Annotated in this window: 12 protein-coding genes; 7 read left to right on the forward strand and 5 right to left on the reverse strand. The window is 61.0% G+C overall.

From position 1 onward, the window contains the following. The first annotated feature begins 43 nt into the window (after positions 1-43). Together LCM4573_RS04960 and LCM4573_RS04965 are read left to right on the forward strand one after the other, a co-directional pair. Positions 44-841 carry a hypothetical protein gene (locus tag LCM4573_RS04960; RefSeq protein WP_071004998.1) on the forward strand — a complete coding sequence of 266 codons (798 nt, stop codon included), beginning with the start codon at positions 44-46 and terminating at the stop codon, positions 839-841. Next, complete coding sequence (locus tag LCM4573_RS04965; protein WP_071005000.1) at positions 841-1830, forward strand: glycosyltransferase family 2 protein; 990 nt, start codon at positions 841-843, stop codon at positions 1828-1830. The genes LCM4573_RS04960 and LCM4573_RS04965 overlap by 1 nt, the downstream gene beginning before the upstream one ends. A gap of 15 nt (positions 1831-1845) precedes the next feature. Here LCM4573_RS04965 and LCM4573_RS04970 read toward each other — a convergent pair whose 3' ends face one another. Continuing rightward, positions 1846-3051: a glycosyltransferase gene (locus LCM4573_RS04970; protein WP_071005001.1), complete on the reverse strand. Its 1206-nt coding sequence runs from the start codon at positions 3049-3051 to the stop codon at positions 1846-1848. A gap of 207 nt (positions 3052-3258) precedes the next feature. Here LCM4573_RS04970 and LCM4573_RS04975 point away from each other — a divergent pair, with 207 nt between their 5' ends. Next, entirely contained in the window at positions 3259-4269 is a 1011-nt protein-coding gene (locus LCM4573_RS04975; protein WP_071005005.1) for a glycosyltransferase family 2 protein, read from the forward strand. A 3-nt stretch (positions 4270-4272) separates the two neighbouring features. Here LCM4573_RS04975 and LCM4573_RS04980 read toward each other — a convergent pair whose 3' ends face one another. From LCM4573_RS04980 to LCM4573_RS04990, 3 genes are read right to left on the reverse strand one after another with little or no spacing between them, the layout of a single operon-like run. Continuing rightward, a complete protein-coding gene (locus LCM4573_RS04980) occupies positions 4273-5373 on the reverse strand; it encodes a hypothetical protein (RefSeq protein WP_071005007.1) in 1101 nt (366 codons plus the stop codon). A gap of 5 nt (positions 5374-5378) precedes the next feature. Next, positions 5379-5819, reverse strand: a complete 441-nt coding sequence (locus tag LCM4573_RS04985; RefSeq protein ID WP_071005008.1) for a GtrA family protein — start codon at positions 5817-5819, stop codon at positions 5379-5381. Continuing rightward, positions 5816-7387, reverse strand: a complete 1572-nt coding sequence (locus LCM4573_RS04990) for an O-antigen ligase (RefSeq protein ID WP_157895483.1) — start codon at positions 7385-7387, stop codon at positions 5816-5818. The genes LCM4573_RS04985 and LCM4573_RS04990 overlap by 4 nt, the downstream gene beginning before the upstream one ends. Before the next feature lie 301 nt (positions 7388-7688). Between LCM4573_RS04990 and LCM4573_RS04995 the strand changes: the two genes are divergently transcribed. Both LCM4573_RS04995 and LCM4573_RS05000 read left to right on the forward strand, forming a co-directional pair. Continuing rightward, positions 7689-9248, forward strand: a complete 1560-nt coding sequence (locus LCM4573_RS04995) for a hypothetical protein (RefSeq protein WP_244505225.1) — start codon at positions 7689-7691, stop codon at positions 9246-9248. 135 nt (positions 9249-9383) lie between these two features. Next, positions 9384-10418 (forward strand): glycosyltransferase family 2 protein, encoded by a 1035-nt coding sequence (locus tag LCM4573_RS05000; protein ID WP_071005012.1) that lies wholly within the window; start codon positions 9384-9386, stop codon positions 10416-10418. A 7-nt stretch (positions 10419-10425) separates the two neighbouring features. On the opposite strand, the gene LCM4573_RS05005 is transcribed toward LCM4573_RS05000, so the two are convergent. Then, positions 10426-11619, reverse strand: a complete 1194-nt coding sequence (locus LCM4573_RS05005; protein WP_071005013.1) for a glycosyltransferase family 87 protein — start codon at positions 11617-11619, stop codon at positions 10426-10428. 271 nt (positions 11620-11890) lie between these two features. On the opposite strand from LCM4573_RS05005, the gene LCM4573_RS05010 reads away from it, so the two are divergent. Beyond that, positions 11891-13129: a glycosyltransferase family 4 protein gene (locus LCM4573_RS05010; RefSeq protein ID WP_198539680.1), complete on the forward strand. Its 1239-nt coding sequence runs from the start codon at positions 11891-11893 to the stop codon at positions 13127-13129. Between the two features lie 520 nt (positions 13130-13649). After that, positions 13650-13826 (forward strand): hypothetical protein, encoded by a 177-nt coding sequence (locus LCM4573_RS28025; RefSeq protein WP_157895484.1) that lies wholly within the window; start codon positions 13650-13652, stop codon positions 13824-13826. The last annotated feature ends 52 nt before the right edge of the window (positions 13827-13878 follow it).

Below are 13878 nucleotides of genomic sequence, written 5' to 3' on the forward strand. Positions count from 1 at the left end.
TGCCCTGAATGGAAGTCGCATAGATTACAAAGGCACAGCGTCCATGGAAATCATCAAGAATCTCTCGCCCAACAGCAGAATGGTGGACCGGCTGGACGATGCCGAGGTCGTCGAGTTCGACGCTCGAGCGGCGAATATTGCGGTCAACGGGCACCACGTCTCGGAGGCGGGTTCCGCTGGCGAAGAGGTCGAGCAACTCTCCGCCGCGCTTCTCTACGCCAAGCGCATCATCGCCTTCGACAGCGATAGCTCCATGGCTCACGCCTACGACGCCCTGCGCAACCAATTGCTGAACGAGCCGGAAGACCGTGACATGCGGGTGATTTCGGTCACCGCCCCGACACGCGGCTGCGGCGCGACGGTGACGGCCGTCAATCTGGCCTTCAGCTTCGCCCGGGTGCCGGGAACGAGCGTACTGCTCGTGGACGCCAATGCGCGCAGGCCGGCGGTCGGAAATGTTCTCGGATTGCCCGATGAACCGTTATTGGATGATCCCCTCGGCGGCTGGTTGACCTCGGTGGGCCTGCGTGGGGTGGATATCCACCTTCTGCGCGCCGCCTGGGGACCGGGCAAGGTTCCGCTTGCGGCCGATCTGGCGCGAATGAGAGCGCAGGTGCGCTATGCCCGCCAGATATTGAAGCCCACGATTACCCTGCTCGATCTGCCGCCGATGCTGAGTTCGGATGAGGCCGTTCCCTTCGTGGATGAGTCCGACACGATCGTCTTCGTCCTGGCGGTCAACCGCTCGAAGCTTTCCGAACTGGAGATCTGCCGCAGCTATCTCAAGCCCGGCAAGGGCATGCAGGTCGTCCTCAACAAGACGAAGAGGCACGGTCTCTGATGTCTTCCGGCCCGGATGATCTCCTCGACGGCACCGGCTTCAAGCTGGCGATCGTCATCGTCAATTTCCGCACCGCCGATCTCGTCATGGATTGTCTGGCGTCCTTGCATGTGCCGGGAACCGTACCTTCCGAAACCCGCGTCATCGTCGTCGATGGAGCCTCTGGCGATGGCTCGGCCGAGCGCATCTCTGCAACCATTATCGAAAACGGCTGGGTCGATACCACAAGCCTTGCTCTCGAGGTGAACGGCGGCTTTGCCTATGGCAACAACCGAGGCATCGAATATGCCAGGGCCAATTTCGGTGACCCGCGTTATGTCCTGCTGCTCAATCCCGATACGGTTGCCCGGCCAGGCAGCATTACCCGATTGGTCGAATTCATGGACGCCAATGGCAAGGCGGGCATAGCCGGCAGCCGCCTGGAGCATCCGGATGGCAGGGGCCAAGCCTGCGCCTTCCGCTTCCCCTCCATTGCCAATGAGTTCGAAAGCGAAGCAAAACTCGGCCCGGTCACGCGCCTGCTCGATCGCTGGCGCATCGCTCCCGATATGCCGAGAGAAGCCAGCCGGATCGATTGGGTATCGGGCGCCAGCATGCTCATACGCACTGATGTGTTGAACGAGGTCGGCTATCTCGACGAGGGATATTTCCTCTATTACGAGGAGCTCGATTTCTGCCTTCGCGCGGCCCGCGCCGGCTGGCCCTGCTGGCATGTGCCGGAGAGCCGGGTCGTGCATCTCGTCGGCCAGTCGACGGGCGTCACGCGGCACGATCGCCCTTCCAGGCGCCCGGTCTACTGGTTCGAATCCAGGCGCCGATACTACCTCAAGCACAAGGGCGCGGTTTATGCGATCATCGCCGACCTCGCCTGGCTCGCCGGCCATCTGCTGTGGCGCACCCGGCTTCTGGTCGAAGGTAGAAACGGGAATGCACCACCGCATATTCTGCAGGATTTCATCCGCCACGCCGGCCCATTCCGCGGCGCCTGAATTAGCGCCGCGGCCTCAGGCGGTACCGGCCTGTGCCATCAGGCTTTCCAGGAGTGCCGCCGACCTGTTGATGTCGTGCCGCTCCAGCGTGCGCCGGCGGCCTGCCTCACCCTTCCGGAAGAGTTCGAAATCGCTGGCCGAAAGCGCCTGCCGCATTGCGTTTGCGAGCGCATCGAGGTCGCCTGCGGGAACGAGCCAGCCATTGTCCGGCTGCACCAGTTCGGGAATGCCGGCGATATAGGTCGAGATTACTGGGCGTTTCAATGCCAGGCTTTCCATCAGCACGACCGGCAGCCCTTCCGCGAAACTCGGCAGGACCAGCGCCCTTGCCCGCAGGATCTCGCTTCGGACGGCTTCCTGCGCGAGCGTGCCGGTCAACATTACGCTATCCTCGAGGCCGAGCCGGCCAGTCTCCCGTTCGATCTCCGCTCTCAGCGGTCCGTCGCCTACGAGCACCAGTTTGAAATGTAATCCTTCCGCCCTGAGCTTCGCGACTGCCTGCAGCAGCAGGATATGTCCTTTCTGCTCCGATAGGCGCGCGATGCAGAGAAGCCTCGGCTCGACGCCATGAGCCTCCACGTCATCCTTCAGGTAGCGCTCGTCAATCCCGCAGCGCACCACCTGCACCTTTCGCCAATCCTTGAGATCAGCCCAGCGCAGCAATTGGCTGCGGCCGTAGGAGCTGACCGCAACGACGAAGGAAGAGGCGCAAATCTTTTCGTTGAGCGCCAGCCTTTCCGGCCGGTCGAATTCTTCCGGCCCGTGTACCGTAAAGCTGAATCTGAGCCCGCTTATTTGATGTGCCAGCACCGCGACCGTGGCCGGATTCGTGCCGAAATGGACGTGCAGATGCTCGACCCGGTCCTTTCGGCACCAGTCAGCCAGGATCACTCCTTCGTAGAAATAGGCGAAATGCCGAAGGTACTGGCCGCCGGAGGCCCGCGCGAAGCGGATCGCACTGACGAATGCCCGCATTGTCGAAGCGGGATTGGCGGAAAGATTGCGCAAGAGGCTTCCGAGCACGCGCTGTACGGGCGTCTTCAGAATATGCTTGGTTTTTTCCGCCTCCTGCAGATCGCCGGGGTCCTTCAACTCGCCTCGGAAGGGTCGCACCGCATATCTTGCGATCTCGTGGCCCCGTGCTTCGAGCGCGGCGATTTCGCGGCGTATGAACGTGTGGCTCGGCGCTGGATACTGGTTGGTGAAATACGCGATACGCATTTCGCAAGCGCCTTTTTCCTGTCCGCTCGCAATGGCGGCCTCCTCCTTCGGATATAGCAAAACACGCCGCGAAGTCTGAGCCGGACAAAAAGCGTAGGCGCCCCTCACCTCTTCCACCAAAGGGGTAAGTTTACATGACACGAGCTAAATTTTAGAAACGTTAGAGAGACTTATCCGAGAAACGGCTGGCGCCGGAGGCGCGCCCGGATGGATACGGCAACCATAGCTCACCGTGATTTTCCCACCCTTGGCGCCACAACCGGAGTGGTCGTTATCGGGCGGAACGAGGGTGAGCGCCTGATCCGCTGCCTCGATTCCCTTGCGCCATACCGCGATCGCACGGTCTATGTCGATTCCGGCTCCTCCGACGGCAGCATCGAGGCTGCCACCGAACGCTGCGCCTTCGTCCTTCAGCTCGACATGACCCGGCCCTTCACGGCGGCTCGCGCCCGCAATGCCGGCTTCGACGCCCTGATGCAACGCTGGCCCGGTACGGCTTTCGTCCAGTTCGTCGACGGTGACTGCGAAGTCGACGGACGCTGGATCGAAACCGCCGCCGCCTTCCTGATCGCGCGAAAGGATGTCGCCCTGGTCTTCGGGCGTCGTCGGGAGCGTCATCCGGAACGCACGATTTTTAACGCCATGTGCGATCGGGAATGGGACGGTGTTCCGGGCGAGGTCCAGGAATGCGGCGGGGACATTCTGATCAGAGCCTCCGCCCTGCGGAAACTTGGCGGCTATTCGAACCATCTGATCGCGGGTGAGGAGCCGGAGCTTTGTATCCGGCTGCGCGAGAAGGCTTGGCGGATTTGGCGCCTGCCCGCCGAAATGACCCGTCACGATGCCGACATAACCCGCGTCGGCCAATGGTGGAAACGAAGCGTGCGCTGCGGACATGCCTATGCGGAAGTATCGCATCTGCATCGCGGCTCTCCATTCCGCATCTGGACGCGGAATGTCCGCCGCTCGGTTTTCTGGGGCGCTCTCCTGCCTTTGATCGCGCTTGTCGGCGCGGCCGTCCAGCCGGCCGCTCTCGGGCTTCTTCTGGCCTATCCGCTTCAGGTCGTCCGTCTGGCCCACAGGTCTAAGGCCATCCCCGACTGCTGGAGCAATGCCCTCTTCGCCGTGCTCGGCAAATTCGCCGAAATGCAGGGCATCGCCCGTTTCCATGTCAACAGGCTCATCGGCCGGCGGCAGGCGATCATCGAATACAAATGAGCGTCAGTGCCCCACCGGATAGGCGAGCGGCTTCCAGTTCGGGTCGGGCCAGACGAAGGGATTACCGTCGGCCTCGGGCCGCGCATTCGCGAAGTAATCCCGGCAGCGCCCGACCTCGCCGACCTCTCCCTTCATCGTCCAGTAGCTTTCACAGGCGTTCTTGGCGATTCCTTCGCGGCAATCTTCCATCGTCAGGCTGCTCAGATCGGTCTTGGCTTCGAATTCGCGCACATGGTTCCAGGCGATCGTCTGGAGCGCCTTTGCCGTTTCCGGGCGCAGCATAGGCGGCGCTTTCGCCCCGATGGGAGAGGCATGATAGATCGATGCATAGTGCACGGCCGCCATGAAATAGATGCCGAGATCGGTCAGGTGTACGTCGTCCTTGAATATCCGGTCGAGCTTCTGCTGCACCGTGCCCGATATGGCCGGCACGTTTCCCTTCAGCGCATGTTCTACGAGCTCGACCATCGCGGTGCCACCGGGCAGGACCGAAAGCCGGGCGGGCCGCTCCTCCGCCTCGAGGGTGAGTTGCACCTTGCGGGCAACGCATTGGAAAACCAGCGAGGCATTCCTCTCATGCCTGATCCAAGGTTCGGGATCGGCCTTATCCACGCCCAACCAGACGTGATAATAGAGCGTGCGGGCCTTCGGATTGCCATCCACCAACCGATCATGGAAGCTTCTGAGATAGCCGACGGAATTTTCCCAGATCACTGTACCGATCACCGAATGCCCTTCGGTCGCAACCAGCGTATCGTAGCGACGGCCCTTCACCAGGCRCTTCGGGTTACGAAACTCCTCGACGACGTTCATCCCGTCGCCCCTCCGGTTCTTGCCATAGCTGTAGCCGGCCCAGCCTCCGTCGCCCCAGGTGCGGACCCGCAGAGGCGAACCGATGACGATCTGCTGTTCCCAGCCGATCTCCTTGCCGAGGCTTCTTGCGATAAGCTCGATATATTCCGGCAGCGGATTGTCCATCAAGCTGTGGCCCGTATAGAGCACCTGGGCGGACTGCCGCTCCCCTTCCGTTGCCATGGACATCGGAGCGGCGGAAAACAGCACCGAGGCGGCAAGCGCAGCGCCGAGTCTTGCGAGAATGCGCATGTTCTTCACTCCTTTCGAATATCCGCGAACGCCCAGTATTTATTGAGGGCGAAAAGGATTGCCGGCACGCCCACCCCCATGATCGGCAGCGCGTAGGTATAAGGGTAGGCAAGCACGTCCACGACAACGTGAACGACGGCCGCATTCATGAGGAAACCCGTTAGCGAGACGGCGATGTACCGCAGGAAGCGCCGCCGCCTTTGCGGCCGGTCGATGCTCTTCGAGGGGAAAGTCCAGCTCGATTGACCCGCGAACGAGAGGATAAAGGCGGCGAGGAAGCCCACCACGTTCGCAAGCGACGGCTCGAGGTTTGCCAAATCGATCACCAGGCTGAAAACGAGAAGATGCACGCAAGTCGCCGCAAGCCCGACGAGACCGAAGCGCGAAAGCTGTTCGGCCAGCTTCATGAGGTCCCGCATCGGTAAGATCTGCTTCGCAGCACTCATCGCCCGCCCACCACGCGCATTTTCTGCAAGCGTCCGGTCGATTGCGCGACGGGAGGCGTCGGGCCGATCCCAACGGTACGCATCCTGCTCGTGACCCTGTCCACGAATTCCCATTGGATGCCGAGGCCAAGCCGCACGAGCGCTGCGCCGATGCCCGCAAGCGCCCAGTAGATATGGGGAATGACCGATACGCTGCTCGTGGTCGCGATCGTGAAGAGCACAGCCAGCAGGAGGGCCAGATAGCCCTGATAACTAACCATATCCGTTTTGCTCCTGAGGAAGAGGCTCGCGATCTTGGCGGCGACCATTCCGAAGACCAGCAGAAAGAGGACGAGGCCGATCAGGCCGTATTGCAGGGCCACCTGCAGATAGGAGTTCACGACATCGACGATCCCCTGACCCTGGATCATTCGCAGCATCTCCGGCTCGCCCAGAAAGCTCTCCGAGCCGAGTAGCGGATAACGGCCGATTACGATCATCGAGTTTTCGAAGAGCTGCGAGCGGTAAGTCTCGCTGCCGCGGTCGGCGGAACCGACGAACGGAAGCAGGTTGATGAACCGGTCGATGACGGTCGGATGAAGGGCTGCCACGGCGAGCAGCACGGGAACGCCTCCGAAAAGCAATCGGAGCGATCTCCGCAGATTGGTGAGGAGCAGCACCACTGCGCAGAATGCGAAGCCGAGCCACGGACCGCGCGATACGCTGGACAACAGCCCGCCCACCATCAGGGCGAGCGCCGCATAGCGCCACAGGCCGACGGCCTGCTGGGTCCGAAGCGCCAGCAGGCAGCCCCCTCCCACCATGCAAAGGAAGCCGAAGGCGATGGATTCGACGGAAGTCGTGGCCGCGCGCAACAGCCCGTCACGGAAAAGATATGCGGTAAGCAGAAAGACATCCCACTCCTGCAGCACCACGTAATAGACCCGCCAGCTTCTCCAGATCTCGAACATGCCGACTGCCGCAAGCGGCATGGTCGCAACCGCGAAGGCGAGGAGCGCCTGGTTCACCTCCCGGGCCGACCGCAGGGCGCGGCTGAAAACGAAGTAGGGAAGCAGGATATCGAGGAAATAGCCCGGCACTACCCGCAGGACGGAGTTGAAGTCTCCGAGCCGCAGCGAAAGCAGGYAAAGGAAGCTGAAGAAGGCCAGAATCGCCGCGTCGGTGCCGCGGAGTTCCCGATTTTCCCGGTTTCTCCAGAGATCGACGGCAATGGGCAGAAGGATCAGGAGCGCAAGCAGCCGTGGGGGGTTGAGATCGATGATCCTGTTGAAGACTGGCGGAATTCCCATCCCCACGGCGACGCATGGCGCCGCAAACATCAGGACGAGATAGAGAAGAACCGGCCGCTTGGAATAACGAAGTATGTAAATGCTCATAAGGACGAGCACGAAGGCGAAGTCCAGAAAGCTCCTCGACAGGAAGGTCGCGCATGTGGTCGCGAACCAGCAGTTCCGCCATAGCCGGAACTCATCATCGTCGATAAGCGGAACGGCTATCCTCCTGGCGATGTAGAACGCAGGAAGGCTGATGATCAGAACATAGGTGAGTGCTCGAAGATATTCAGGCATCTGGAGGCTCACGCTCGGCACGACGGGATGGTGGGGCTTCCCGCTCGCAATCATCCTGTTCCATATCCGCTCCCCGGGGCTCATGCGGCATCGTGCGGTGTTCATGCGCACGGTTCCGACGCCAGCGTATAGGCGAGCTCTCGCCGCCACAGCCTGCCCAAAGGAGGTAACGTCTACTTCGACCTGCCTATGGCACCCCCTTTTGGAGTGATTGTTTTCTCTACCCTGCTGCCTTTCGATTCCGGGCGATCCGCGGCCATGCGAGCGCGGCGCCTTTCAGCGAAAACCTTCGGGAGCAGACATGGGGACCGGGAAACAAAACCTCGCCGTGAGCCGCCGCACGCTTCTGCAACTCCTCTCGACCACGGCTATCGTGCTGCTTCTGACGAGCGCGAGTTCCGATCACACGACGGAGGGCGGCCTGCCTTCGGGCCACCTGGGTCTCAATCTCAGCGGCATGAGCTACTGGGCGACGGAACAGGTCTTTTCCAACCTCGCCCATAATGCAGCTCGCTGGCGGGTTCAGATCGAAGGCGCGCCTTTCACATGGGACACGCCCTTGCCGCCGATGACGCCGGAAGGCTACCCGAAGGAAGTTCCGAAGGGAGCGGTGTTGGACAGTTTCCTGATCTTTACGGAGCACCGCAGAAACCTTCCTGTCCAACTTTCGGTCCACTACGACGGCAAGGGCCGGATCGGCTATGTGGGCGGGGCGGAGCTGGAGGCACGCGCGCCGGGACGCGACGACGTCCGCAATCTTCGCAAGCCCGATCCTTTCACTGCCCGCATCCTGGAAACCGACCCGGCCGATCCCATCCGCAATCTTCGTGTCTACGAGCGCGGTCAGACGCCCGAAAGCAACTTTCGGGAACCGTTCCTGAAACGTCTCGAAGGTATGGCCGCGCTTCGCTTCATGGACTGGATGGGAACCAATAACTCGGCGGTTCGCACGTGGGCTGACCGGCCAAGGGTCGGTCAGTTCGGCCGGTCCGATCTTGGCGTGCCGCTTGAGTACATGATCGAGCTCTGCAACCTGGTGAAGATCGATCCCTGGTTCAACATGCCTCATCTGGCCGATGACGACTACGTCCGCCGCTTCGCGCTTGCGGTAAAGGATGGCCTCGACCCGAATCTCAGAGTGAATGTCGAATATTCCAACGAAGTCTGGAACATGATTTTCGGCCAAGCCGATTATTCAGGGAAGCAGGGGCTGGCGCTCGGCTTCTCGGAAAACGGCTATGAGGCGCAGCTTCGCTACTATGCCCACCGCACGAGCCAAATCCTCGCCATTTGGGAAGATGTGTTCGGCGCCGAGAAAGAGCGGGTCGTCGGCATCTACGCCGCCCAGTCCGTCAACGACTGGACCAGCACCACCATCCTCTCCTGGAAGGGCGTGAAGCAACATGCCGATGTGTTGGCCATCGCGCCTTATTTCGGAGGCGGGCTCGGCTCGCCCGAACGCGCGGAGGAGGTTTCGGGATGGTCGCTCGATCGGCTGTTTCTGGAACTCGAGCGTGAAATCGAGACGGAGAACAGGAAGGCCATTCTCGCCCAGGCGGCGGTCGCCAGGGAATATGGCGTCAAGCTCTATGCCTATGAGGGTGGCCAGYACCTGGTCGGCCACGGCGGGGCCGAAAACAATGAAAAGCTGACCAGCCTCTTCATCGCGGCAAACCGTGATCCCCGTATGGGGGAACTCTATATCCGGCACCTGAAGACCTGGTGGGCCTCCGGCGGTGATCTCTATGCGGTCTTCTCGTCCATGGGCGAGCCCAGCAAATGGGGAAGCTGGGGACTTCTGGAAGTCGAGGGCGAGAGCCATCCCAAGTGGCAGGCGATCCAGCACTTCATCAAGGGGTGAGCGCCCTTCTCCAATCGGCGTAGGGCGCGTCTCTTCTTCCACCCCTTTGCATAGTCCTTATCCGAATGGGCAGGTCGGCAGACGGCGGGGCAGAGCCCTAGAGTTGAGCTCTCCAGAAAAGCCGGATGCGCTCCCATGACGAATGTGATTGCAGGCGAAAAACCGTTCTCGACCATCAGCCTGATCGTGCCCGTCCATAACGAGGAGGCGACCGTCGGCCCCTTCATCGAGACCGTACGCTCGGTTCTCGAACCAATGTCGCGGCGGGGCGTGTTCTTCGATTTCATCTTCATCAATGATGGAAGCCGGGATCGCACCCTGGAATGCCTGATGGAGGCACAGCTGAGCGAGCCGCGCATCCGTATCATCGATCTTTCACGCAATTTCGGCAAAGAAGCCGCGATGACGGCCGGTCTCGATGCCTGCGAGAGCGACGCCGCGATCCCTATCGATTGCGATCTGCAGGACCCTCCGCAAGTCATCCCCCTGCTCGTGGAAAAGTGGCGGGAAGGCTACGAGGTGGTGCTCGCCAAGCGCGCCGACCGGTCGAGCGACGGGTTTCTGAAGCACTGGACGGCATCCATGTTCTACCGGCTGCACAACCTGATCGCCTCGCAGCCGATCCCCGCGGATGTGGGGGATTTCCGTCTCATGGACCGTCAGGTGATCGAAGCGCTCAAGGCGCTTCCCGAGCGCCGACGCTTCATGAAGGGTCTGTTCGCCTGGGTGGGTTTCAGGACAGCCACGGTCGAATATGTGCGAGAGGCCCGGATCGCCGGCAAGTCCAAGTTCTCTGGCTGGCGGCTATGGAATTTCGCGCTTGAGGGCATCACGTCCTTCTCCACGCTGCCGCTTGAAATATGGACCTATATCGGCGCCGGCATTTCCGGCGTGTCCTTCCTCTACGGCGTCTTTACCATCGCCAAGACCCTGCTCTTCGGTGTGGATGTTCCCGGCTATGCCTCGCTGCTGGTCAGCATGCTCTTTCTCGGAGGTATCCAGATCCTGGGGATCGGCATCCTCGGCCAGTATCTCGGCCGCGTCTACTCGGAGATCAAGCAGCGGCCGATCTACATCGTCCGACGCAGGATCGAGGCAACCACCACCGCACCCAGCCTCAAGCCGGTCGCCATGGGGCGCAAGCCGCGCCGCTACGCTTCCCTTTCATGACGATTTATCAGGCTGGGGCGGAGGATTGCGCCCGCCTGAAGACCGCAGCCTCACTGGCCCGGTTGCTCCAGATGATGACGGCGATACAGATCGCGACGAGCACGAGCGTCCGCGAATGGACGAGCAGCGGAAAATCGATGTCGCGAAACAGCCTTTGCGGGATGAAGAAGAGGAGCGCCGTCGCGGAATAGAATCCGAACCTGGCGAAACTGCCGCTTTCGAGCACCATCAGCAATCCATAGCTCCACAGCAGGATGACCGCGACATAGTCATAGTCATGGGCATAGAGGAAAGTGAACGAAAGCACGAGCAGAGCATGGATCGTCGTCGTTCGGTTCAGATAACGTCGATAGCCGTAGAGAAGGCCGAGACCCGCCAGGCATGAGATCACCATCAACATACGGCTGGCTGCAAAACCATGCGCCACCAGCAGGCTTTCAAGCCCCACCACGAATGGCGATCCCGGTGCGTTGATAGCGACGCTCGAATATCCCCCGAGCGAGGTGAGCCAGCTCTCGAAGGGCACGAGAGGTCCGAGCACGAGCGCGCCCGGCACGATCATCAGCGCGGCGAGCAAGCCGCCGACCACCAGCACGGCGATATTGAGCGACAGGATGAGCCACAGGACATACAGGATGGAAAGCTGCGGCTTCAGGGTCGCGATCCCGAGCAGGAGGCCCGAGACGAACCAGCGGCCGTTCCGCAAGAAGTGCCAGGATAGAAGCAGCGCGGCGGTGACCGGCAAGGTCATCTGTCCTTGATAGAGGCTGGTGGCCGTATAGGGATTGCCGATGATGAGAGCCAGAGCCAGTGCCTGGGCGATCGTCATGGTCCTGAAGCTGTCGATATGCAGGAACCAGATATTGGCGAGGTAGCAAAGAACCGCGATCGAGATCAGGCTGATGGCGATATGAAGCCAGAGCGCGGCTGGCTGCGGAAGGAAGTTGTAGGCGGCRACAATCGAAAGCGAGTGCGGCGGATAGGAATAGGGCTGTGGCGAATTCATCAATGCCAGCCAGGGATCGGTGCCGCCCAGAAAAAGAGTCCCGCTGCGATAGAAAACGAGGAAGTCGTCGCCGATCGGGGCGGCCTTCAGCATTCCCTCTATTCCGACCGCGTAGAGCATCGCGAAAGCGATCGCGAGGATGCCTGCGGAGACGAAGCCGTTGGAAACGAACGGGATGCGAGCCACCTTCATCATGAGCCCTCGCCGACGGAAGCGCGGCGGATGCCTCTCGGCATCCCCTGTTGCTTGATAGCGTCGGGAAGGGATCACGACGAGTGCTCCAATAAGCGTAGTCTAATCCTTATGGCGGGCTTGCGGCTGCGCGCGGAACGCCTACGTCCAAGGGATGATCCCTGGTGATGTTCCTGAACCCGGCCCGGCTTCGGTATGATCGAAACGGCGGGCGGAGCGCTGCCGCCGTAGAACGTCCACGGACATGCTCGGCACGATGGTTCAGGGGATCCGTATGACTGACAACCTCTCCGATTTCGTCGTGATACCGGAGAATGCTCCGCTGCGCTTCCGGTCGCGGCTGGGATTGATGCCCAGCGAAACGCCTCGTGTGGCCTTCATCGCCGGGCCCGGCGACGTCGCCGGAACGTTCGATCATTGGATCGAAGGGCGTTTCGACCCGCGCACGCCTGTCGTCGCCTATTCCACGATGTTCTACACGCTGATCGAGAAGCTGCAGTCCATGGCACTCGTCATCTCGGAACCGGAAGGTCTGCCGAAGCATCGCGACCCTCGCTTCCGTTTCGTGAGGGTCCCGCGCGACCGCCCAAACGGCGGCTTCTCCTATCGCAAGGCGAGCATCGTCTTCAGCCGGAATGTGGCCCGGGAATTGAAGAAATTCGAGCCTCATGTCGTTCTGCTCGGTGTCGACACTCCCTGGTGGCTGATGCGCTCCATTCCCAAAAGCACACGCGTCGTGCTGACAGCGCATAACAATTTCTGGCCGATGGGCCTCAAGTCGAACACTCTCAAGGATCGGCTGAAGCGGCGGATGACGAGCATGTCGATGCAGCGCGTCTGCTCCGGCGTCTGCACTTCCGAGGAAACCAGGCGGCAGGTCATAGAACTCCGGCCCGGCGCCGGAACCGGCCTTTACTCGGAAGTACCGCAGGTACTCTCGAAATTCCTGAGGGTTCCGCGACGGTCCGAGCAATTGACCCGCATCCTGTTCCTCGGCCGTCTTCAGGAGGAGAAAGGGGTCTTCGATCTTCTGACAGCCTTCGAAGCCGTGGCGTTTCGAAACCCCGGCCTGACCTTGACTTTCGCGGGCACCGGAGAGGTCGAGAGCGAATTGCGCAGGCGCATGGCTCTATCCCCGCACCGCAGCCGGATCAGCATGCTGGGACAGCTCAGTGCGGAAGACGTGCACCGGGAGCTCGAGCGCACGGACCTCCTCGTCTGTCCGACCCGAAGCACCTTCCCCGAAGGGCTGGCGCTCGTGGTGGTGGAAGCGGCCGTACACGGAGTTCCTGCGATCCTAAGTTCGGTCGTGCCCGCGAAGGAGCTCGTCGCCGAAGCCTGCGTCGAGTTTCCCGCGGACGATGCGCAAGCATTGACATCCGCGCTGGCCTCGCTGGCGAACGATACCGAAAAACTGCACGAGCTGCAGGATATGCTGGCCAAGGGCCGGCAGAAGTTCTTTGATCGCTCGCTTTCCTGGGGCAGCCAGCTTTATAACGCTTTCGTGGCGTGATGCCGCGCACGAAAAAGGCCGGTCACCGAAGCGGCGACCGGCCTTTTCACCCCGCCGAAACCCAAGGCGTTCTGCTCAAGTCCGCCGGGCAAGCCTAGCACAACCTCGAAGCCYTGAAATTGCAAACCGGCAACACCCGCGCTGCAATTTCCCCTGGCGGGGACCCTCCGGGCATAGACCATTCGATTGAATTGACTTCAGAATGCAACCAAAAGAAAATTATCCCGCCAAAACAGTCCAATTGAAGGCTCGAACGGGAAAAACGGTCGAGCCTTCATCTTTTTGGTGAAAATGACTTCGGCCTCAGCCTGTGATATCGTTCGCCCCGAGGCTTGTAGTCTTCACGTTCAGACGTCCTGTCCTTTGGCACCTCCGGCGAATGGGAGGTGAGGTGCCGTTCCCACGAGGACAGTATCAAACAGCATACGGCCCATCGGCCTCTCTATCGCATGCGCATTTGTCTTTTTGGACACTCTATTTCGGAGCGGAATCAATGCTCCACCTGACGGAGGAGGACAAAATGCACACCAATCTCCTGAAAAGGATGACGTTCCACTGTGCCGGCTGCCATCACACCGTGGCGATCCACGATGATGAGCTTCTGGACAGCGAAGATATTCTCTGGTGCTTCCGGTGCGGAGCTAGGCTGGGGTCCTATACGAGCATCAAGGAACAGCAGAGACCGGCCAAGAACTGATCGATCCGCACGATGGGATAGCCAGGGAGAGGAGGCCCCGRCATTCCCGCTC

Origin of the sequence: Rhizobium sp. LCM 4573 (assembly GCF_001854865.1) — a bacterium.
Lineage (GTDB): Bacteria > Pseudomonadota > Alphaproteobacteria > Rhizobiales > Rhizobiaceae > Neorhizobium.

What these genes read in the sequence shown, in the direction of transcription:
- LCM4573_RS04970 (WP_071005001.1), bottom strand. Translation starts at nt 3,051, where the DNA reads ATGCGTATCGCGTATTTCACCAACCAGTATCCAGCGCCGAGCCACACG.
- LCM4573_RS04985 (WP_071005008.1), bottom strand. Translation starts at nt 5,819, where the DNA reads ATGAGTGCTGCGAAGCAGATCTTACCGATGCGGGACCTCATGAAGCTG.
- LCM4573_RS04975 (WP_071005005.1), top strand. Translation starts at nt 3,259, where the DNA reads ATGGATACGGCAACCATAGCTCACCGTGATTTTCCCACCCTTGGCGCC.
- LCM4573_RS04960 (WP_071004998.1), top strand. Translation starts at nt 44, where the DNA reads ATGGAAATCATCAAGAATCTCTCGCCCAACAGCAGAATGGTGGACCGG.
- LCM4573_RS04965 (WP_071005000.1), top strand. Translation starts at nt 841, where the DNA reads ATGTCTTCCGGCCCGGATGATCTCCTCGACGGCACCGGCTTCAAGCTG.
- LCM4573_RS28025 (WP_157895484.1), top strand. Translation starts at nt 13,650, where the DNA reads ATGCACACCAATCTCCTGAAAAGGATGACGTTCCACTGTGCCGGCTGC.
- LCM4573_RS05000 (WP_071005012.1), top strand. Translation starts at nt 9,384, where the DNA reads ATGACGAATGTGATTGCAGGCGAAAAACCGTTCTCGACCATCAGCCTG.
- LCM4573_RS05010 (WP_198539680.1), top strand. Translation starts at nt 11,891, where the DNA reads ATGACTGACAACCTCTCCGATTTCGTCGTGATACCGGAGAATGCTCCG.